Here is a 21,125-nt window from a genome sequence, read left to right as displayed (position 1 = left end):
GTTGATTTGGCACACACGCGGCTGCTACCGTGTGCGTGCTGTTTGTTAGGCTGTCTTGGGCACTTTCACCCCAAGCGGCCTATTTCCTTTCTCTCGCCACTCCTTCCGCAACGCCTCTAATTCAGCGTCTGACCGATTGCTCTCCGGGCTAACTGGTGGTGCGGCGATGTTTCGTTGCCTGACTTCTCCGGTTTTTGTATTCACCCATTTGCCCGGCTCTTGTGCGTCTTGCGCCCAGAGGGGCGCGTCAGACTCGGGTGTTTGTGGTGTGCGGCGTGCATCAATTGGCACAGCGTCAGGAGGCAAAGGTAAAGCGGATAAGCTTCCCGAGTGGGTCAGCATTGGCCTAAACGATTCCCCCGCCGCCTTTGCCGCACCAATCGCGGCCTTACTCGTTTTCACGTATTTCGCGCGCGCTTCCACATGTTTACGAGTCTTCGTGCCGCCCTCCTCAATGAACGGGATGCGATCAATTGGCGACGCATCACATATGAAGGTCTCCCCGTCGTAGACTGCGACATTCGCGGTGGGGTCATCGAGATCGTAAAAGACCTGATATTTCTTGCTGCGCGCGGACAGCGGGAGTTGCGATAGAGCCTCATTCCAGTATCGAATCGGACCAAAGCCTTCTACGCGGAACTTCAGCGAGGCTTCCCGTTTATCAAGCGTGACGAGGGCCATGCCCATCTTGCACAGCCGTATATGGGCAGCGTCAGGGCGGATTATTTGCGCGCCTTCGAGCAGCTCAGTGTAGACCTCATACGGTGAGCGTCCCGCCATGCCATTGCCGCTATGTGGTCGGTGGTTAAAGTGCTCAAGCGCCGCTGCAAGTCGCGCCTGATACTCGGCGAGAGGGATTGCTTTGGCCCTATCAAAGTCATCTGGCTTTGATGCCGCATCTTTGCCGCAATATGCCCGCTGGAACTCCGGGGCCTGATCGCAGTACTCGGCGATGTAATTCCAGAAGGACTCAATCGGCTTGTCTTGACCGTAGGCCGGTTTCGACCAGCGCGCGACCGTTCCTACGCGGGTCATCATCCCGACGGGATCGCCCGGTTTGATCTGAAAGCGGTATCGAGTCGGCTGGCCGCCGGAAAACTCCTTGCTGGCGTATTCCCGCCCGTTATCCAGCTTCGCGTTTCTAGGCGCTGCGCCAGTGCGCTCCATTGCAGTGCCAAAGGACTGCAAAATTGCGGCCGTGTGGGGGTGAAGGCAGCCCCGTGCGGAAAGGACAAGTCTGGTGCGGACATCGCGCCAGATAACGATGAACGGGCGGGCGATAGTGCCGTCAGGCCATACGCACCATACGTCGGCTCGTCGCCCATCGGACTCCCATAGTTCGTGCAATTGCAGCGTGGTGTAGTCTCGCTCCACCGCAGGAAAGCTGCGCACCAATGCTTTATCGCCTTTCCGGCCACCGATCTCCAGCCAGCCAGGCTCTTCCTTCAATCGCTTAGCAACAGTGTCATCACTCGGAATTACCCAGCCTTTCGATGCGCCGTATTCGCGAGCCTCTTTTGTAATCACAGCGATTTTCGTCTGCGAAGTGTTCAGGTAGCGCGCAAGAATCCATTGGTAAGCCTCGGGGGTGAATTCCGCCTTCCCTCGGCCACCTCGGTATCGGGGACACAGCAATGGCAACCAGTGCTGTCGCGGGTGCTTCTCCGTAGCCGTCGCGTACCGCCACACCGTTATGCCGGAAACGCCGTGCTGGTCGCTAATGATCTGTTTGGCTAAGGCAACGCTAACGCCTGCGTCTAACAGTTCACGGTATGCCAAAAGCGCCTCAAGGGCCTGCTCGGCCATCCGCTTGAAGTTCGCAGGTTTCCGCTCGTAACTGTCCCAAAGCGTGTGGTACTCGCCGCGCAGCTCATCCGCGTTGGGCCGCTCGTCCTTGACTCCAACGCGAGCAGCTAGACGCGCAGCGTATTCTTCAGCCAGCTTACGTTGGACGGACGCCGGTAGCGCAGCAATCGGTACCATCCAACCCTCGCCGCCATTACCTTTGGCCTTAAACGCGCCCGGATATACGCCCGCCATGCACCGTCGGCGCACAGTGGCGTCGTTAACACCTGCATGCTTCGCAACTTGTGCGGCCGAGATCGCAATCGGTGCTTTGCACGACCTTTGCACGACCTCACGATGATCGATGGCAGTTGGAGTGCCGACTTCTGCGCGCGTTTCACCAATATCGGCGGGCTTTTCGCCGGGGTCGTGCGCTTGTCTCTCGTTGTCGTCGATAGTGCACGCCCTTGGCGGGCGAAGGTCGCGCGTAATCTTTTCGTCTTTCGCGTCCATATGCACGACCTTAGTCGACAATCTCGCCGTGTTTGATTCCCAGAAGCACCGCCGCCTTGTGGCTAGCTCCGATCCTTGCTTTCCGATTGTCTTTCAGCACGCCATAGACGACTGATGGCGGCAAACCGTGCTCTTTAGCCCATTTCGCAATGCTGATCCCTTTGCGGTCGAACTCCGCTAGCACTTGCTCGCGAGTCTTCAGTGTCCCATCGACGACTTGTTCCATAAGCTCTCCTGTTAATATTGCATATCGCGTTTGCGACGTTGTAACGCAATTGCGAATATATATCGCGTTTGCGATATCGTCAACATTTTCGGGAAAACCATGGAAAGCTTCGGAATGCGTCTCAAGGCTGAACGCGAGCGGATTGGCTTGAGCCAAGCCGCCTTTGCGGAGGCCTGCGGGGTAGGTAAAACTGCTCAATACACGTATGAGCGAGGGGAGCGTGAACCCAGTTGGACATACATGGAAGCGGCAGAAAAGCTCGGTGTCGATTCCCTGTACGTTTTTTCCGGCACTCGAAAAGGTGAGGACTGGGCATACGCTCGGGCTTACCAGCGCATGCTCCACACGATTGAAATGATGCTGGGGCTTGATGAGACTCGGCTTGAGCGGATTGCTCAGATGGTAATTGCGAACGAAGCCGCCCTAGAGGGGGGGGCGATCACCGTTGATACTGGCCCGTACAATGAGGCGATCCTTGATTGGCTGAGAACCAGCGCAACGCCAGATAGATTCCTTGACATCGATCTATTGGCGACGATCATTGCGCGGCTAGACGTAACCGCCACAAGGCTCGGGAAGAGCCTGACCCCGGAGAAGAAGGCAATGTCCATTGCGATGCTTTATCGAGCGTTTAAGGCCAGTGGCAAGACAGACGAGGCGCTGATCGCGGATGCCATCACGCTCGCGGCAAAATGATATGTGGTTTTTCGCGGTCTTTTGTCACAGGCTCCCGCACTAGATGATCCCGTCTCTCGGCGTCGCTAGTTGTGTGCCAAAAGAATCGCGAATATTCAATGTGACATGGGCCGCGAACCGCAATAGATTCGAAAACTCGCAATATCTTGTCGTTCTCTCTCAAACCAATATCAAAAGTTACTCACAAATTCGCAGTTTATTTCAAACCTAACCCTCACGTCGAAATCTCACGGAGCCTTTATGGATAAGGGTTTTGCGGCATTTTTGGGGGCTGTTTCCATAGTTTCAAATGAGTAGCGCCCCCTCAATGTTTGCACAATTTTGTCAAGCGAGAATCCTTGTCTGAGTTGATCGTGGGAATGGCCGTCACGGTAATGCACTACCTTCACTTAAACCGCCGCGGCGGTGCAGTGTCAGCTTGCGCCACGTCCGATAGCGTACCGACGAGACCGGCAGATCTGCCTATTGTGATCGAGACAACCTGTCAGTCTTTCTCACGGGGCGGATATCGTGTCGCTCAATCGCACTGCCTTCCACAAGAATCAATCGCTCTGGGAGAAGCTGGGCCCGGGTCTCATCGCCGGCGCCGCGGACGATGATCCGAGCGGCATTGCCACCTACTCTCAGGTGGGCGCCGCATTCGGCTACGGTTTGCTGTGGACGGCGTTGGCGACATATCCGCTGATGATCGGGATTCAAGTCGTGAGCGCGCAAATCGGACGCGTCACCGGGGACGGCATCGCGGCGAACATTCTCAAGCACTACCCCTCATGGATACTGTATGTCCTAGTGGGACTCTTGCTTGTGGCCAACACGATCAACATCGCAGCGGATGTCGGTGCAATGGGCGCGGCATTGAAACTCCTGATCGGCGGTCCGGCTGTCTGGTACGCGGTCGCTTTCGGTGTGGCGTCGCTCACGTTGCAGGTCTTCATCCCGTTCCCACGTTACGCCCCGATTCTCAAGGCACTTACGCTTGCCCTGCTCGCTTATGTGGCCACGGTCTTCAGTGTCAAGATTTCGTGGGGATCCGTGCTGTATCGGACCGTCATCCCCGATCTGTCGTTCAACGTCAGCTACATCGTCGCGGTTGTCGCGGTGTTCGGAACGACTATCAGTCCTTATATGTTCTTCTGGCAAGCGTCTCAGGAAGTGGAAGTCCAACGCGCCACTCAGGGGCAGGAGCCGCTGACTAGCGCCCCTTCGCAGGCCTGGCGAAACTTGCGGCGCATCAGACTCGACACCTACATCGGCATGGCTTTCTCGAATGTGATCGCCTTCTTCATCATATTGACGGCGGCTGTCACGCTATATCAGCACGGGGTGAGAGACATCCAGACCTCGGCTCAGGCAGCCGCTGCACTACGGCCGCTCGCCGGAGAGTTCGCGTTCCTGCTGTTCTCGGCGGGCATTATCGGATGTGGGCTGTTGGCGGTGCCGGTGCTGGCGGGCTCATCGGCCTATGCAGTCGCCGAGGCTTTCCAATGGCGCATTGGTCTGGGACGTGAAGTCCTGCAGGCGCGCGGGTTCTACATGATATTGACGCTCGCCACCCTGCTAGGTGTAGCGTTGAATTTCACCGCCATCGACCCGATCAAGGCGCTCTTCTGGAGTGCCGTGGTCAATGGCGTCATTGCTGTCCCGATCATGATCATCCTGATGTTGATGGCGGGAAGGCGCGACGTGATGGGTAAATTTGCGATCAGTCTGCGGCTGAAGGCGCTGGGCTGGCTAGCTACCGGCACCATGGCTTGCGCAGTCCTCACCATGTTCGCCACATGGGGGCGGTGAGATGCTCGCTCTTTCGATCGGCATCTGAACGAATTGGCGACGGCTCTCAGAGAATGAATTATTGACATTTTCAGTACGGGGGAAAAAAATTCCCACGGGAGCTGTTGCACGGCAACCGCTCAGAACAACCGCCGGGGAGCCCTGCCACGTTGCGTCTCGTTCAATCATGGTGGCGCCATCGATTCACTCAACGCACTTATTGCGCAGCGATTCTGACGCGCACATGTCCGATCTCAGGGCATGAAGGGGAAAAGGCATGCTTGCGCAACCGAACAAAAGCGCCAACGATCTGTTGTCCGTGTTGCCGGACGACGAGTGGGCGCGAATCGCCCCAGAGTTGACGTTGATCGAAATGCCGCTTGGCAAGGTGATCTATGAGTCGGGAGACCGGCTGGATCACGTGTATTTCCCTACCACGGCAATCGTCTCATTGCTTTATGTGATGGAAGACGGCTCGTCTGCCGAGATTGCTATTGTGGGTAAGGAAGGCGTCATCGGCATTGCCCTGTTCATGGGGGGTGAAACCACGCCGAGCCGAGCGATCGTGCAAAGCGCCGGGTACGCTTATCGGTTGAGCGCCCGGTTGCTCAAGGAAGAGTTCAAGCGCGCCGGCCCTATGCAGCGATTGCTGTTGCGCTACACCCAGGCATTGATTACGCAAATGGCGCAAACGGCAGTCTGTAACCGTCACCACTCGATCGACCAGCAACTATGCCGGTGGTTGTTACTGAGTATCGATCGCCTGCCGTCGAACGAGCTGCGGATGACACAGGAGTTGATCGCCAACATGCTGGGTGTCCGTAGATCCGGCGTCACAGAAGCCGCGCTAAAGCTCCAAACCGCCGGACTCATCCGCTACAGCCACGGGCATATCGAAGTGCTGGACCGGGTCGGGCTCGAAAAGCGCGTCTGTGAGTGCTATGGCGTGGTCAAGCGGGAGTTCGATCGATTACTTCCGGATATTCAGGCCATTTGACAGCGTCTCTCCGCCAGCGAGAGCGGGCTTCTAAACCGCATTCTTCCAACGGTGCACACAACAGAGGAATACCCCGCTCGCGCCGACGTCGACGATCCATGCTCACTCGTGTGGATGGCCTATTCCATTATCTGTCTCGCCCCGGGCCGCCCTCGCGATCGTAACCAACGTGACCATATCCCCCTCCCCCGTGATCGTAACCGGGGCCAGGCCCCCACCAACATCCGCCCAAAGTGACGACCACAAACATCAATAACAAACTTCGAACAGCTTTCATGGCACCCTCCTCTGGGAACCGCGTTTTGCGCCGCGGTGCCCGGCACATACGTCTTCCGTGCTTCTCTCAACACAAATCGTCGACCGTCTGATTGTCCTAACGGCCCCCGGTGAGATCCTCCCCGATTTCACCTGCCTCGCCTGACGCCGTCGCCTCGTCATTTACCCGTGGCGCGTCCTCCTGGCTATGTGCGACCTGGTAAAACTCTTCTTTGATGCGCGAGAATTTCGCTTCCAACTCTCTGATTCGATCTCTGAGCTGACTCGGTGTCATGACCCTCTCCGTAGACTCAAGTGCGTGCCCTCGCCCGTGTCTATATAGAACTTTGCTCGTGGGGATATGAGGTGTCCGTCCGGTATCGCACATGACGATGAAGAAGTTTCTGCGGAATATGACAAACATCGAACCGGTCGACCTCACGTCGCGAGACGCCGTCCCCTCCCCGATCGTAGCGGCGGGATTGGTACGCTGACGTACTGCATCGGCGTCGGTCCATCGTGTAACGTGAGATCGATAACGCAAAGTCACCCAAGCGGCATGCAAATGCGAATCATGTACTGCAGGCGGTACCGGAAAAGTCTTGCGAAACGTCTACGGCGAGGTTCCATGAAAGCCACTCGGAAATTGCAGGCGCTCGGGCAGAGTCTCTGGCTCGACAACATCACGCGAGGCTTGCTCGGTGACGGAACACTGACCCGTTATCGCGATGATTACAACGTCACAGGCTTGACGTCGAATCCGCGCATCTTCCTTAAGGCGATCCGCGATACGGCGGCGTACGACATTGATATCGCAAAACCTGTCGATGCGACGCTCACCGACGAAGCGCTGTTCTTTTCGCTGGCGATCAGAGACCTGAAACAGGCGGCAGAGCTGTTCCTGCCGGTGCATCAAGAAACCGGCGGTATCGATGGATGGGTCTCGCTGGAGGTATCGCCGTGGCTCGCTGAGGACGCCGTCGGGACGGTAGCGGCCGCCAAAAGTCTGTATGCAAGTGCCGATTGCCCGAATTTGCTCATCAAGATCCCCGGCACGACAATCGGCCTTGTCGCCATCGAAGAGGCGATCTTTTCCGGTGTACCGGTCAATGTCACGCTCCTCTTCTCCCGCGAGCAATACGTAGAGGCGGCAAATGCTTATTGGAGAGGCCTGGCACGCAGGCGTGATGCCGGGCTGGATCTGCACGTGGCATCTGTGGCATCGCTATTCGTCAGCCGTTGGGATATCGCTATCACAGGCGAGGTGCCGTTCGGTTTGCGTAATCGTCTCGGCGTGGCGGTGGCCAAACAAACGTACGGCGCCTACCGTGAGCGCATGTCGCACCCAATGTGGCGCGAATTGTCCGACGCGGGGGCAAGCGCCCAGCGCCTCGTGTGGGCCAGTACTGGGGTGAAAAGCCGGGAACTCTCACCCGGCTATTACGTTGAGGCACTTGCCGCACCGGATACGATAGACACGGTGCCGGAGGCGACCCTGCTGGCCTTTGCAACGGGAGGCGAGCTGATCAGCGTAATGCGAGAGGATGGCGGCAACGCCGATCCGGTGCTCGCAGACTTCGCTCACGCCGGCATCGACGTCCCAGCGCTCGCCGCACGCCTTCAGCGCGAAGGCGTTGAGTCGTTTCGGCAGGCATGGGCTGAACTCATGCAGATCATTGCAGGCAAGCGCGGGCCTGAATGGCGCCCGCCCCCAGTGACGCACGTTATGTCCTGAACCCCTTGACGGCCGAAGCCCTGCCGGTGACGGGGTCGGGCTATCCCCGTTACCTGTGCTTCTTCAGATCCTGGCGTGTGTCACCGACGACTGACTGGACCTTGCCGACGTTCTTCTCGATCTTGCCGTCGACCTCCATCTTCTTGTTGCCGACCACCTTACCGGTGACCTCTTTGATTTTGCCGGCGGCTTCCTTGACCCTGCCTTTCACTTGATCTTTGTTCATGATGATTTGCGTTCTCAGTGGATGAAAAATTGAGCCCCTTGACCGGGGCTCGGGTGTCCCGCACTTTCGTGGCGACATGCCTTAGGCGCCGATTGACGGCGTCGAGCAAGTCCTGGGTCGCGCGCTTCATAGTCGACCCATCAAGAGCAGAACAATCACGATGGCCAGCAGTAGTCCCACTGCGCCGCTCGGCGCATATCCCCAACCCGAGTTGTACGACCAGGCTGGAAATGCTCCCACCAACAGAAGCGCCAGCACAATCAGCACCACAGTTCCTAAAGTCATGATTCACTCCCTGCGTTGGTTAGAGGGGGATTTCTCGACCCTCACCCGAAGGGTAGTTGCACCGTGGCGGCATGTCGGTTCGGTGCCGTACGAAGGCCGTGAATGAAAGTCGTTCGGTATCGAAAGCACCTGATTAGCGCCGTGGCCGGATCTTGCGGCAATAGATTTTTGTTCGGTAGTGGACAGAACTGACGGGCAAACGCTCCTAGTGTCGAGTGAACGATGTTGCACGATCGTGTCCCTCTCACTCACAGACCAAACGGAGCAGACAATGCAACTCGGCATGGTTGGATTAGGGCGCATGGGCGCCGATCTGGTGCGTCGCCTGATGCGCCACGGTCACCGGTGCGTTGTCCATGATATTCAGCCAGCGACAATCGACGTGCTTCAGAATGCGGGCGCGGTCGGCGCGGCTTCGATCGACGAGATGATGTCGCTGCTGGAGAGCCCCAGAATTCTCTGGCTGATGGTGCCCGCCGGTGCAGTCGAAGCGGCGCTCGCGGATCTCTGGCCCCGGCTCGCGCCAGGGGATATCGTCATTGACGGTGGTAACTCCTACTACAGGGACGACATGAAACGCAGTGTCGAACTGAGTGGCAAGGGGATTCATTTCGTCGACGTTGGCATCAGCGGAGGGACGGCGGGTCTGGCGCGCGGTTACTGCCTGATGATCGGCGGTGAAGAGGACGTCGTTGTGTACCTCACACCGCTCTTCACCGCCCTCGCCTGCGATGCGCACGACGCGACGGAGGATACGGGGAAGCATGCGACGCACGATATCGGACTCCCCACGGATAGCAACGCGCCTACCGCCCAGTCTGGGTATCTGTATTGCGGTCTTCACGGGGCTGGCCATTTTGTAAAGATGATCCACAACGGCATCGAGTACGGAATGATGGCCGCCTATGCGGAAGGACTGAATATTCTGAGATGCGCGAACGTCGGCACACAAAAACAAGAGGTCGGCGCCGAAGTCACTCCATTGCGACATCCCGAGTATTACCAGTACACGTTCGATCTGGCCGATATCGCCGAAGTGTGGCGGCACGGGAGCGTGATCGACTCCTGGCTACTTGGAAAAGTTGTCGAGATGCTGCGCACCGATCCGACGCTGGCGCGGTTCGCCGGTCGCGTCTCGGATTCGGGCGAAGGACGGTGGTCCGTAGAAGCGGCCATCGATTAGGGGGTGCCTGCTCCCGTGCTGAGCGCGGCACTGTATGCGCGTTTCACCTCGCGAGGACAATCGGTCTTCGCAGATCAACTCTTGTCCGCCATGCGCTACGCGTTCGGCGGCCACCTGGACATTGCGACACCCCGCGACGCCTGATCGGCAAAGCACGAGGGCGCGACCCGTTACCCAAAGGGACAAATGATGAAGGCGCAACATCACGTCGTTCTCGCCGCCGGACAGGTGCCCCGAACCCGGGTTCGCGAGTCAAAAGGCGTAGGCGCCAACCGTTTCACATTTCGATGGAGTTGTCAGCGATGCAGCCCAGTGATCTTGATCAGTTGTGCATCAACACTCTGCGTACCTTGTCGATCGACGCTGTGCAAAAGGCGCAGTCCGGGCATCCGGGCACGCCGATGGACGCCGCCCCGACGGTCTATTGTCTGTGGCAGCGGTTCCTGCGATACGACCCGGAACATCCACACTGGGCTGGCCGGGATCGCTTTGTCTTGTCGAACGGGCATGCCTGTGCGCTGCTGTACAGCTTGCTGCACGTTTGCGGTGTCAAGAGCGATGATGGAGCCGACGAACTGGCCGTGACGATGGACGACCTGAAGTCGTTCCGCCAACCGGGAAGCCGATGCACCGGGCACCCCGAGTATGGTTGGACGACGGGTGTTGAGACCACGACCGGTCCGCTTGGGCAAGGCATTGCCACGAGTGTGGGCATGGCGATCGCGCGACAATGGCTGAGCGCGACCTACGACCGCCCGGGATTTCCGCTATTTCGCTACAACATCTACGCGCTTTGCAGCGACGGCGACATGATGGAGGGGCTCGGTGCGGAAGCCGCTTCGCTGGCCGGCCATCTGAAGCTGGCCAATCTATGTTGGATATACGACGACAACCACATCACCATCGAAGGGGCTACGCGGCTGGCGTTCACCGAAGACGTCGGCGCGCGCTTTGCCTCGTATGGCTGGCATGTCGAGCGTGTTAGCGATGCCAACGACCTGACGCAACTGTCACGTGCGTATCAGAGCTTTCTTGATACCGGCGACGCCCCAACCCTCATCATTGTGCAAAGCCACATCGGCTATGGTGCCCCCCACCGGCAGGACACGCGCGAGGCTCATGGCGAGCCGCTCGGCGCGGCCGAGGTACGTCTGGCCAAGGAGTTTTTCGGCAGTGATCCTGACAAGCAGTTCGACGTGTCCGTTGGCGTAACGTCACATCTGCACGAAGGCCTCGGCCGTCGAGGCCGCGACGCCCACACCCGTTGGCTCGAGCTTTTTGCTGACTATCGGGCCCAATATCCCGACTTGACCGATGCTTTGGAGAGAATGCAGGCGCGGGAGCTGCCTCCCGAGTGGGACGTCTCTCTGCCCGCTTTTGCCCCGACGACGGCCGGTCTTTCGACCCGCGCAGCATCGGGGCAAGTGCTCAACGCCATCGCCGAGCGCGTTCCCTGGTTACTCGGGGGCGCTGCCGATCTGTCGCCCTCGACGCTCACTCGCTTGACGTTCGATCTCGTAGGCGACTTTCAGAACACCGAAGCGCAGGCCGGCGGCAGCTATCGGGGTCGGAACTTTCATTTTGGTGTTCGCGAGCATGCCATGTGTGCCATCGCCAACGGCATGAGCCTGTCGTCGCTACGACCGTTTGTCGCCAGCTTCCTCATCTTCAGCGATTATTGTCGGGCGGCACTTCGGCTGGGGGCAATGATGGAATTGCCGCTAATCACGATCTGGACGCATGACTCCATCAGCCTGGGGGAAGACGGGCCGACGCATCAGCCCATCGAACAACTCGCCACGTTGCGCGCCATGCCGGGCATGACCGTGCTGCGGCCGGCCGACGCCGGAGAAGTGGTCGAGGCCTGGCGCGTCATCATGGAGTTCAAGCGCGGGCCGGTCTGCCTTGTACTCACACGCCAGACCGTGCCAACTCTTGATCGAGACCGTTACGCGAGTGCCGCCGGGGTTGCCCGAGGGGCCTACATCCTGATCGATGCCTGCGAGGAAATGGGCTTTGCAGACGGCACCCCGGACGTGCTGCTGCTGGCCACTGGCAGCGAAGTGGCGTTATGTGCTTCGGCGTACAACGAACTGAAGCGCGAAGGCATCTTAGCCCGGGTTATCAGCATGCCCTCGTGGGATATATTCGAGGACCAGTCGTTGGCTTATCGCGACCACATTCTGCCGCCCTCGGTTATCGCGCGCGTCGCCGTAGAGGAGGCATCCACCTTTGGATGGGAGCGCTATGCCGGCCATGAAGGCGCCATTCTTGGGTTGCACACGTTTGGCAAGTCAGCTCCGCGTGAGGCGCTGGCGCGTCATTTCGGCTTCGACGTGGCGCATATCGTCACTGCCGCCAAGGCGCAACTCATGCGTTACGGTACAAAACCGCATGGGGAATCGTCATGAACGAGTCCCGAACGCTCGCCTCGGGGCTCGCTTCGGTTAGCCCATACGCCGGACAACAGCTCTCGCCTGACAAGCTGGTGAATGTCTCCCGGCTGGTGACGGCCTACTACTGCAACACCCCTGACCCTGACATCCCGGCACAACGCGTAGCGTTCGGCACCTCCGGCCACCGCGGTTCGTCGTTCCTGACAACGTTTAACGAAGCGCACATCCTGGCGATCAGTCAGGCCATCTGCCGCTACCGCCAACGGCATGGCATCCATGGGCCGATATTCGTCGGCATCGACACGCATGCCTTGTCCGAGCCGGCCTTCGCGACCGTCATGAGCGTGTTCGCAGGCAACGGCCTCGATGTGATGATTTCAGCGGGCGGCGAGTACACGCCGACGCCCGCGGTGTCGCATGCCATCGTCACTTACAACCGCCGTCGCACGGAAAGATTCGCCGACGGTGTAATTATCACGCCCTCGCACAATCCTCCCGATAACGGTGGCATCAAGTACAACCCGCCGCACGGCGGGCCAGCAGAGTCTGCGGTGACCACCTGGATCGAGACCCAAGCGAACGCGCTATTGCGCGAGGGACAGCCGACGATGCCCGTGATCAGCCTCGAGCAGGCCATGCGAGCCTCCACAACGCATCCCCATGACTTCCTGAGAACCTATGTCGACGACCTGCCGAACGTTATCGACATGGACGTGTTGCGCGCTTCGGGCATTCATATGGGCGTCGACCCGCTAGGAGGAGCCGGTGTTCACTATTGGCCTGAGATTGCCGATCGGTACGGACTCAACCTGACGGTCACCCGCACAACCGTGGACCCGACGTTCGGTTTCATGACCGCAGATTGGGACGGCCGAATCCGCATGGACCCGTCATCGGCCTATGCCATGCAGGGCCTGATCGCGCAGAAGGATGCATTCGACGTCGCCTTCGCCTGCGACACCGATCACGACCGGCACGGCATCGTGACGCCTCGCGCGGGCTTGCTCGCCCCCAATCATTATTTCGCCGCGACGGTCGAGTACTTGTTCGAGCACCGTCCCGATTGGCCACTCGACGCCGCGATTGGCAAGACCGTTGTCGGTAGCCAGTTGATCGATCGTCTGGCATCGAAGCTCGGGCGCCGTCTGTACGAGGTTCCTGTCGGGTTCAAATGGTTTGCTGCCGGGCTGCTCGATGGTTCATTGGCAGTCGCCGGAGAGGAAAGCGCAGGCACGGGCTTCTTGCGGCGCGACGGCACCACCTGGACAACCGACAAGGACGGTCTGATACCTGCATTGCTGGCGGGGGAGATGTTGGCACGCACCGGGCAGGACCCCGGCGCGCGATACCAGACACTGACGTACGCATTGGGCTCTCCCGTGCAAGCCCGCCACGAAGCGAGTGCGACACCTGACCAGAAGGCTGCACTCGCGGCCCTCTGTGCTGACAAAGTACGATCGAAGCGGCTCGCCGGAGAGCCGATCAATGCAATTCTGACTCAGGCACCTGGCAACGATGCGCCAATCGGCGGTTTGAAAGTGGTTGCCGATCATGGCTGGTTTGCTGCACGACCGTCCGGCACGGAAGCGATCTATAAGATCTACGGCGAAAGCTTCCAGGGCGAGCGCCACCTGCAGCAACTGCTGAGCGAGGCGCAAGCCATCGTCGATGACGCGCTGGGCGATACAACACCGCCACCGTCCTAGCGGGCCACACCGGCAAGCCCGCACGACAGTCAGCTTCGGCTGGTCACTTCACTCGCGCACTATCGAAACTCCAGCGGCAGAAAAAGGCTGATACCGGGCGACGCCTCAGGCGCGTATATCACGGGTGGTGGGCCGTACGCGTATCCGCCGTCGCGATACCCACTGCTGTAGTGACGTTCGTCATGATGATAGTCGTGGCGATAGTCGTGAGGTGCCCGTTGAGGCGCATGCCGGACCTCCTGTTGCGTATCGTGATCGTGATCGCGATTTCCCGACTGGGCATGAGACACGGACGGCGCACACACGCCCAGCATCATCAACGCAAGACCGATCGCCCCGATGGGTGACACACCTTGCTTTCGTGTGAGTGAGAATTTCATCTTTGGCTCCTGCGTTCTCAGCCCTTATGACCCATTCGGCCCATTCGGCCCATGTGATGACCTTCGTCACGGAAGATCAGATCGGCGTTGTGTTTCTGCACGTCGGACATGCTGTCGTAGAGCGCCGCGAAGGCGGGTGTCAGTTTCCTGATGCCTTCGGCATGCGCCTCAGCGATCTGACCGTATGACCTCATGTCGTCAGTGGCGCTCATATGGCTCGCGCCTTCGGAGCGGGCTTTGAGCAGCGACTGCATCGTGTCGGCGTTCTCGCGCATGACCTGCGCAACGGGTTGCCAAAGGGACTCTTGCGCCGAGGTGATTTGCAATCGCGTGTGCAGATTGCTGATGCGGGTTTCGACGGGCGTACGCGCGGCCGTCTTCATGGCATGGGCAGCCGTGGGGCCGTCCGTGACGGGAGCTGCGCCTGCCGGTGTGCAGACGACGGCGAAGCCGGCAACGAACAGGACTTCAAGTACGCGCACGACGTGGAGTCGTGCCGGAATGCGGGGGATTTTCATGGCGGTTCTCAAAAGTGGGTCAGCGACAATTTGCGCGGTCAGCCCGTGATAGGTAGCAATCGCGGACGATGGCCACATCCGTTATCTCTTCATGCCGGGATTGTGTCTGTTCGCTGGCGGACCCTCCTCCTCGTTTTCCTCGAATCAACGACTGTTCGCTATCGGACAGACGCTACGGACGTCCTCCCCTTAGTCTCCGTATCACGCCGTCGATACCAGTACGAGCGGCAGTCTTGGCCCTTGATTGGTGGGCGCGTTCGTCCCCCGCGCGGCGGTTAAAGCACCGTCGTCAAGACGACAGGGAGATGCGGATGTTCACATGCAGAACCTGCGGCGAGTTGAGCGACTTCCCGGAAATGACGCCGGAAGTCAACGACCTCGGCTTCTACTTCGATTGCCCCGGCTGCGGTGCGAGAAACAAGCTTGTCAATGTGGCGACACCGGGCGAAGCGGCCGCGCTGGTGCAGCTTTCCGACGAGTAAATCGCCACGCCTAGAGGTTTGGTGTTCTGAATGGAGAGTGGACTATGAACTACGAAGATCGTGATACGTACGGAATGTACAAGGCGAGAGAGACGGTGCGTCCCGGCCCGGGTACCGCGCTGGGGCCCGGCCCCAATCTGATGGGGGCAGACACGCTCGTCGGCAACAGTGTGTGCAATGAGCACGGTGAAGCCCTGGGCGATATCAAGGAAATCATGCTGGACGTTCGGGCCGGCAGAATCAGTTACGCGGTGCTGTCGTTTGGTGGCTTTCTGGGCATGGGAAAAAAACTGTTCGCGGTGCCTTGGCAAGCATTGAAACTCGATACGGAGAACAAGTGTTTTGTTCTGGATGTCGACAAACACCGCCTGGAAGCAGCACCGGGATTCGACCCGGACCATTGGCCAGATATGGCAGATCAGGCGTGGGTCGATGAGATTGACGACTACTACCGTCCAGATGCCTCAAGGTAACCGCACAGTGTCATCGTCGATGCCTATCCGAATGGACAGGCATCCAACGTCAAATTGAGGGCTTAATCATGAGATATGCAAAGCTGATTGCCGCCGTCCTGGCGACACTCGCCCTCGGCGCATGTACCGGACCTGCCGGACCGCAGGGGCCAACGGGCAACACAGACACTTAACGGACCGGGCCCCCATTCGGGGGCCCGATTCATTCTGCGGCATTACAACGATTTGATTCGCGTGACCTTCGTTCCCTCGAGCGACACTCCTGCCATTAGGCCGCTGTTGGTCAGGACGAACGCGTTTACCTGACTGCTGGCCGTGGTGGTATCGACATTGCCGTTGGCACCGATCTTCAGCACTGCCACTGACGCGTCTCCGCCAGCAGACCAGCCGTCGGCATTGCGGAAGCGGTTCAGCGATTCCTGCGTCATGAAGAGCAGCACGATGGCTCGGGATTGTGCGCCAATCTGCCAGCCAATCGATCCCGTAACGGTGCTGTAATAGCCCACCGTGTGGTCTGCAACGCGCAGCGATCCTTCGCCGTACTGCCCGCCCACCACGAACCCTGCATCCATGACCGAAGGGAAGATCAATACGCCGTGCGCCTTGCGCACCAACTCGCGAGATCCGTGGGCCGCGGCGTACAGGCGCGTCAAGGTCGAGTCCACGCCTGCGTCGATCGTATGGCGCTTGTCCATCTGTTGCCCGCTGGCGTCCGTTGGACTGGTGGTCGTGCATCCCGAGAGCGCCAGTCCGAGCACGACCATCGAGCCTGAGGTTCCCCACATGAATTTTCGTCTTTGCATGACCGTCTCCAAAGTCGTGAGTGACAGGCTTACGCTATGCCCGCCAGCCCTCGGATACGGTACGTCAACGTACGCGCCCGAAAAGTTCTTCGATGCCCAATCGTCGACAGACCGCGCACCCGGTACACCCATCGGTTCGGTAGCGGACTGACATGTCGCAGGCGGACGCGCATGCTGACTTTCTCAGCCGTCCGGTTGAGCGCGGCCTCGATGTGAATGGCCGTGTGCGGTTCGCCTCGCGTACGTCATACCGACGTCCTGTTCAGGCCACCGTGGTCAAACGGAGATCGCCATGACTGCCAAAATTCCCGTGGTTCCTGCTGCTGCCGATGGTTTCGACACCGATGCGCAACCGGCCGCCTCCAAACCAAGGAACCCTCTATTGCCCATGATTCGCGTCTATCGCCCCGCCTGGCACGGTGCGCTCACTGGTGGCCTGGCGATCGTACTTGGCCTGGCGCTCGTGCCCGTAAAGGCTGCCGAGAGCAGCATGGCCTCGGACGCCAAGAGCGACATGCATCATTCGGAGCGTGTAATGTCAGACACCTGGGTGACGACCAAAGTGAAATCCGAGCTCCTCGCGAAGAGCATCAGCGATGGCACGAACGTCAGTGTGAAGACCACTCACGGCATCGTTGTTTTGACCGGGAAGCTTGCCAGTCAAGACGCCGTCAACGATGCGAAACGCATTGCGGAGCGTGTCAAGGGAGTCAAACGTGTCGATAGCTCGGGGCTGACGATCGGCTCGCGATAGTTCGCACGGCTTCGACAATCGCATGAAGAGATCGGTGTGCATCGCCGGTGAAGCGAGGTGATTGTGATGAGCTATACGGTGCTTCTGCTTGTCACGATAGGCTTCATTTTGCTCTGCTCATGACGGTAAACGCCGTCTGCAAATGAGCGTCAGGTCGCATGCCCTTCATGGATCGAGCCAACGAACTCGCTCACATTTCCCTACGAATCAGGAGGCCCACCGTGTGGTCATTCACCTGGATCAACCGGGGCGCAGCCCGTCTTTTCGGACCGAAAGACAGACATCGCGACGCATTCGCGCAACGACCGGACGTCATCCCGACCATACCCCCGAACGGCTTGGAAGCCTCTGATACTGCCGCGTCCCCGATCGAGCCTGCACCGCGCATGCCGGTGGATGCACGGGGCCTGGCATTGGGCATTCTGGCGACGCTCGCCATCCTGTTCGCGCTGGAGTGGGCGCAACGATTTGTCGTCCCGGTGCTGCTCGGTGTCCTTCTCGCTTACACCCTCAACCCTCTGGTCGTCGGCTTGGAGAAACTCAGGGTCGGACGTTCCGCTGGCGCTGTCATCGTCATGCTGGCCGTCGTCGGCGTGTTCGTGTCCGGCAGCTATCCCTTGCGTGATCAGATCGATCGAGTGGTTGGGCAATTGCCTGAGGCAACACGGACATTCTCGAGCGTATTGGATAACCTTCGCAGCGGCACGTTCGGCAATCTTCAGAAGATGAAGGCGGCCGCAGGCGCGATAGAGAAAGCGGCCAATCAGGCCACCGACCTGTCCTCGCCGCAGAGGCAACCGGTCACGCATGTGGTGCTGGATCAACCCGCCTTCAAGCTGAGCGCCTTTCTGTGGGTCGGCTCGATGGGGGCTTTGGGACTCATTGCCCAAGCCATGACCGTGATCCTGCTGGCGTTCTTTCTATTGGTCAGCGGAGGCACGTTCAAGCGAAAGCTCGTGCGGTTGGCGGGGCCGTCGCTATCGTCGAAGAAAATCACCGTGCGCATTCTCGACGACATCAACGACTCCATACAGAAATATATGCTGATGTTGCTCGTGACCAATATGCTGGTCGGCGGCCTCACCTGGGTGGCGTTTCGCGCGATTGGACTGGATAACGCGGGAGCCTGGGCACTGGCGGTGGGATTGTTGCATGTGGTGCCCTATCTCGGGCCGGGGGTGAGCGCTGCGGCGACCGGTATGGCCGCCTATATGCAATTCCAATCGTTCTCGATGGCTCTGCTGGTTTCAGGGACGTCTCTCGCGATTGCAGCGCTCGTCGGAACTTTTGTGTCCACTTGGATTACCGGGAAGATCGCCAAAATGAATCCGGCCGCCATCTTCGTCTCGCTGCTGTTCTGGGGGTGGCTGTGGGGAATCGCTGGCATGTTGCTAAGCATCCCGATCATCGTCATCGCGAAGGTCGTGTCGCAGCACGTGGAGAATTTTCAGCCCCTGGCGGAACTTCTGGGCGAATAGATCGCCGATGGGTCCCGCCATATGCGGTGATTCGATGACTACGCAGCTGTCTTCAGGCCCGGAGTCGAATTGACCGGGTCGGCGCCGGCCACTGCAAACGATATTGCTACCGGATTCATGCTGTCGACCATCGAGGACGGCATCAGAATCGTGGCGCCTCGCTCTTTGGTCGTCTCGTAGATGATATTCATGGCGCGTAGTTGCAATGCCTGCGGATGGCCTTCGTAAATTGCCGCAGCCTCTACAAATTTCGCCGCAACGATAGCCTCCGCTGAGCCGAGAATCATGCGAGCCTGCTTTTCGCGCTCGGCCTGAGCCTGTCTCGACATGGCGTCCTGGAGGGCGACTGGAATGGCGACATCGCGAACCTCCACGGACATCACCGCAATCCCCCACGCGGCGGTCTTGGCGCCGATCTCTTCGCGCAGTTGTTCGTCCGATGCTTTCCGATCGGAAAGCAGAGTCGATAACATCGACGCGCCGATCATCTCGCGCAAGGATGTCTGAGACACCCGGTCGATCGCCTGCCGGTAATCCGTGATCGCCAAAGCAGCCTTCTCTGCATCGTTGACATGCCAAAAGATGATCGCGTCGACGTTGACCGGCACCGTGTCTTTTGTCAACGCCTGCTCGGCATTGAATGCCGTGGTTTGAATGCGTTCGTCGATCACGGCCGTGACGCTATCGATGACCGGCAGAATCATGAACAGTCCCGGGCCTTTCACACTTTGCAGCTTACCGGCGCGCAGGATCACGAACTTCTGCCATGCGTTAGCCATCTTCAACGTCGAACCCAGCAATACGGCGGCGACGAGAAAGCATGGTGCAAGGTACGGACTGACGTAGACGCCGGCTACCGTGCCCACGAGAAGAAGCACCAGTACCAGAAATGAAGTGATGGAGTTCATGGTGAGGGCTCCTGTACCTTCAGACACGTGCACTGTCTGCACGTAAGACAAACCGGACCCACCTGAACAGGCGGCCCAGGTTCCGCATGATTCATAGTCGCTCTTGATGCTCAATCTAACGGCCTGGAAAGCGAATTTCGGTCCGCTGGCGTACCGAGAGGAGCAGGATGCGCGGGGCTGACGCCACAGCCCTAAATATCGTTTTGTTTGTGAGCCACCGGTTCGTCCCAGTAGCCCGCGCGGCCAAAGTGGTTATGGATGCTGATCTCTTGGCGCCGATCGAGCCTGGCCTTGCTATCGTAGGGCGGTGCGCCTTTCACCGCTTCGCGCGTCAGTGCCAGCGACACCGTCGCGTCCAGCCAGTTCATATGCTCGATCACCGTCACCGGGACGGCCACCAGATGGCCCATCCACCAATTACTGGTGTTGACGACGAGGTAGCGCAGCGCCCATGTGTGCACATCCACGAGCAAGCCTTCGACGTGTCCAATGTCCCCGTTGCTGGCATGGATGTGATAGTTGGTCACCGCATCCGCACTTCGCAAATGCGGATCGTGTCGCGGTCGATTCACCATTTCGTCATGGGAATGCGTCGCTTCTCGTGCGATGCGAAAGGCATCCTGCTCTGACCGGCTGCCGCTGGCGAGCCCACTCGGGAATGCGCCTTCTCCCCAGGCGTCCACGCCGCCCCAGTAGTCCGGGTATCCGTAATACGCCAGATAGTCGGCTTCATGCTGACGCGAGACCGGCTTGTGCGTGTCGATGTCCGGGCTGTGCTTCACCTGATCCTTTGTGATCGTGACCGGAATGATCTCGTCGAGCCAGTCGCTCTGACCAATGGAAATCGGCGAAATCAATACCTGACGATTCGCAAGCCACATCCCGGTTTCCACTACGAGGTACCGCACGACCCACGCCTTGTCGTCGAAGTACAGATCCTTCACCAGACCGACATCACCATCAGTCGCGCGGATGGTGCAGGCCTCCAGTTCGTCCAGGGTTCGTAACATGGCAAATCTCCCGTGAATCGCCTGTCAATGACGGCGTCCGGCCTCCGCACGCACGCAAACGCCACGCGATGGAGAGGATCGGTTGCCGAAGTCGCCTTCACCCTACGTCAAAGTTTCCAGCGCGTCCGTTCGGTATCGAACCGACGCGCTCGGGAAAAGCCGCGACCATCATTCGAGGCATATGCCGCGCATGTGCGAAGAGGAGTCGATCATGAGAAAGGAACGGATACTGCTTCATGTCTACGGAGAACGTCAGGACGCAGTCTGGACATTGACGTGTCTGGATCTGTCGTTTTCCTCCAGCGCCACAGATCTGATGAAAGCCAAAGAATATGTCAGAGCCAACGCCCACGAGTACCTGCAGGGAAAGCTGGTCGGTGAGAATGTCCAATTCCCGGCCGTGCCGGTGAGCGGGCGCGACGTTTCCCAGCGCAAGGTGAAATACTGGCTTGCTCGAATCTGGCAGCACTTCGACCCGCGCACGCGAGACCACATTTACGACGAGGTCGTCGGTCTGGATGACAAACACCCCGTGTTCTCCTGATC

The 21,125-nt window shown here is 59.1% G+C and carries 20 protein-coding genes and 1 pseudogene; 12 read left to right on the top strand and 9 right to left on the bottom strand.

Annotated features, from left to right (window positions below; genetic code table 11):
- Positions 1–45 precede the first annotated feature (45 nt).
- Both PAN31117_RS09225 and PAN31117_RS09220 read right to left on the bottom strand, forming a co-directional pair.
- Complete coding sequence (locus tag PAN31117_RS09225; RefSeq protein WP_150737927.1) at positions 46–2,298, bottom strand: transposase domain-containing protein; 2,253 nt, start codon at positions 2,296–2,298, stop codon at positions 46–48.
- Positions 2,299–2,308: 10 nt separating this feature from the next.
- Positions 2,309–2,524, bottom strand: coding sequence for a DNA-binding protein (locus PAN31117_RS09220; RefSeq protein ID WP_150737926.1), 216 nt, complete (start codon positions 2,522–2,524; stop codon positions 2,309–2,311).
- A 99-nt stretch (positions 2,525–2,623) separates the two neighbouring features.
- Between PAN31117_RS09220 and PAN31117_RS09215 the strand changes: the two genes are divergently transcribed.
- From PAN31117_RS09215 to tal, 4 genes are all read left to right on the top strand, one after another.
- Positions 2,624–3,220 carry a helix-turn-helix domain-containing protein gene (locus tag PAN31117_RS09215; protein ID WP_150737925.1) on the top strand — a complete coding sequence of 199 codons (597 nt, stop codon included), beginning with the start codon at positions 2,624–2,626 and terminating at the stop codon, positions 3,218–3,220.
- 510 nt (positions 3,221–3,730) lie between these two features.
- Complete coding sequence (locus PAN31117_RS09210; protein WP_150737924.1) at positions 3,731–5,011, top strand: Nramp family divalent metal transporter; 1,281 nt, start codon at positions 3,731–3,733, stop codon at positions 5,009–5,011.
- A 256-nt stretch (positions 5,012–5,267) separates the two neighbouring features.
- Complete coding sequence (locus PAN31117_RS09205) at positions 5,268–5,987, top strand: Crp/Fnr family transcriptional regulator (RefSeq protein WP_150737923.1); 720 nt, start codon at positions 5,268–5,270, stop codon at positions 5,985–5,987.
- An 820-nt stretch (positions 5,988–6,807) separates the two neighbouring features.
- A complete protein-coding gene (gene tal, locus PAN31117_RS09200; RefSeq protein ID WP_246188992.1) occupies positions 6,808–7,977 on the top strand; it encodes a transaldolase in 1,170 nt (389 codons plus the stop codon).
- A 49-nt stretch (positions 7,978–8,026) separates the two neighbouring features.
- Here the strand turns inward: tal and PAN31117_RS09195 are convergent, their stop codons facing one another.
- Together PAN31117_RS09195 and PAN31117_RS09190 are read right to left on the bottom strand one after the other, a co-directional pair.
- A complete protein-coding gene (locus PAN31117_RS09195; RefSeq protein ID WP_150737922.1) occupies positions 8,027–8,203 on the bottom strand; it encodes a CsbD family protein in 177 nt (58 codons plus the stop codon).
- Positions 8,204–8,329: 126 nt separating this feature from the next.
- Positions 8,330–8,488 (bottom strand): DUF3309 family protein, encoded by a 159-nt coding sequence (locus tag PAN31117_RS09190; RefSeq protein ID WP_150737921.1) that lies wholly within the window; start codon positions 8,486–8,488, stop codon positions 8,330–8,332.
- 271 nt (positions 8,489–8,759) lie between these two features.
- Here PAN31117_RS09190 and gnd point away from each other — a divergent pair.
- The 3 genes and pseudogenes from gnd to pgm all read left to right on the top strand — a co-directional run bounded on the left by gnd (position 8,760) and on the right by pgm (position 13,773).
- A pseudogene (gene gnd / locus PAN31117_RS09185) lies at positions 8,760–9,815 on the top strand (phosphogluconate dehydrogenase (NAD(+)-dependent, decarboxylating)).
- A gap of 143 nt (positions 9,816–9,958) precedes the next feature.
- On the top strand, positions 9,959–12,082 hold the full coding sequence (gene tkt / locus PAN31117_RS09180; RefSeq protein ID WP_246188991.1) for a transketolase: 2,124 nt from the start codon (positions 9,959–9,961) through the stop codon (positions 12,080–12,082).
- The gene (pgm, locus tag PAN31117_RS09175) at positions 12,079–13,773 is read left to right on the top strand and encodes a phosphoglucomutase (alpha-D-glucose-1,6-bisphosphate-dependent) (RefSeq protein WP_150737920.1); all 1,695 of its coding nucleotides are present in this window, start codon (positions 12,079–12,081) and stop codon (positions 13,771–13,773) included. The genes tkt and pgm overlap by 4 nt, the downstream gene beginning before the upstream one ends.
- 59 nt (positions 13,774–13,832) lie before the next feature.
- Here pgm and PAN31117_RS09170 read toward each other — a convergent pair whose 3' ends face one another.
- Together PAN31117_RS09170 and PAN31117_RS09165 are read right to left on the bottom strand one after the other, a co-directional pair.
- Positions 13,833–14,153 (bottom strand): hypothetical protein, encoded by a 321-nt coding sequence (locus PAN31117_RS09170; RefSeq protein ID WP_150737919.1) that lies wholly within the window; start codon positions 14,151–14,153, stop codon positions 13,833–13,835.
- 17 nt (positions 14,154–14,170) lie between these two features.
- On the bottom strand, positions 14,171–14,671 hold the full coding sequence (locus PAN31117_RS09165; RefSeq protein ID WP_246188990.1) for a Spy/CpxP family protein refolding chaperone: 501 nt from the start codon (positions 14,669–14,671) through the stop codon (positions 14,171–14,173).
- Positions 14,672–14,982: 311 nt separating this feature from the next.
- Here PAN31117_RS09165 and PAN31117_RS27080 point away from each other — a divergent pair, with 311 nt between their 5' ends.
- A complete protein-coding gene (locus PAN31117_RS27080; RefSeq protein WP_174990889.1) occupies positions 14,983–15,153 on the top strand; it encodes a hypothetical protein in 171 nt (56 codons plus the stop codon).
- A 44-nt stretch (positions 15,154–15,197) separates the two neighbouring features.
- Positions 15,198–15,626: a PRC-barrel domain-containing protein gene (locus tag PAN31117_RS09160; RefSeq protein WP_150737918.1), complete on the top strand. Its 429-nt coding sequence runs from the start codon at positions 15,198–15,200 to the stop codon at positions 15,624–15,626.
- A gap of 215 nt (positions 15,627–15,841) precedes the next feature.
- Here the strand turns inward: PAN31117_RS09160 and PAN31117_RS09150 are convergent, their stop codons facing one another.
- Entirely contained in the window at positions 15,842–16,429 is a 588-nt protein-coding gene (locus PAN31117_RS09150) for a BPSL1445 family SYLF domain-containing lipoprotein (protein WP_150598608.1), read from the bottom strand.
- Between the two features lie 292 nt (positions 16,430–16,721).
- Between PAN31117_RS09150 and PAN31117_RS09145 the strand changes: the two genes are divergently transcribed.
- Positions 16,722–17,183 (top strand): BON domain-containing protein, encoded by a 462-nt coding sequence (locus PAN31117_RS09145; RefSeq protein ID WP_150737917.1) that lies wholly within the window; start codon positions 16,722–16,724, stop codon positions 17,181–17,183.
- Positions 17,184–17,404: 221 nt separating this feature from the next.
- Positions 17,405–18,661 (top strand): AI-2E family transporter, encoded by a 1,257-nt coding sequence (locus tag PAN31117_RS09140; protein ID WP_246188989.1) that lies wholly within the window; start codon positions 17,405–17,407, stop codon positions 18,659–18,661.
- 38 nt (positions 18,662–18,699) lie between these two features.
- Here the strand turns inward: PAN31117_RS09140 and PAN31117_RS09135 are convergent, their stop codons facing one another.
- The gene (locus PAN31117_RS09135; protein ID WP_150737915.1) at positions 18,700–19,569 is read right to left on the bottom strand and encodes a slipin family protein; all 870 of its coding nucleotides are present in this window, start codon (positions 19,567–19,569) and stop codon (positions 18,700–18,702) included.
- Between the two features lie 191 nt (positions 19,570–19,760).
- Positions 19,761–20,579, bottom strand: a complete 819-nt coding sequence (locus PAN31117_RS09130) for a PRC-barrel domain-containing protein (RefSeq protein ID WP_150737914.1) — start codon at positions 20,577–20,579, stop codon at positions 19,761–19,763.
- A 211-nt stretch (positions 20,580–20,790) separates the two neighbouring features.
- On the opposite strand from PAN31117_RS09130, the gene PAN31117_RS09125 reads away from it, so the two are divergent.
- Positions 20,791–21,123: a hypothetical protein gene (locus tag PAN31117_RS09125; RefSeq protein WP_150737913.1), complete on the top strand. Its 333-nt coding sequence runs from the start codon at positions 20,791–20,793 to the stop codon at positions 21,121–21,123.
- Positions 21,124–21,125 lie beyond the last annotated feature (2 nt).

Source organism: Pandoraea anapnoica (assembly GCF_902459765.1).
Classification (GTDB): Bacteria; Pseudomonadota; Gammaproteobacteria; order Burkholderiales; family Burkholderiaceae; genus Pandoraea; species Pandoraea anapnoica.
The sequence above is the reverse complement of the archived record's forward strand: the minus strand, read 5'-3'. Positions and strand labels throughout refer to the sequence as shown.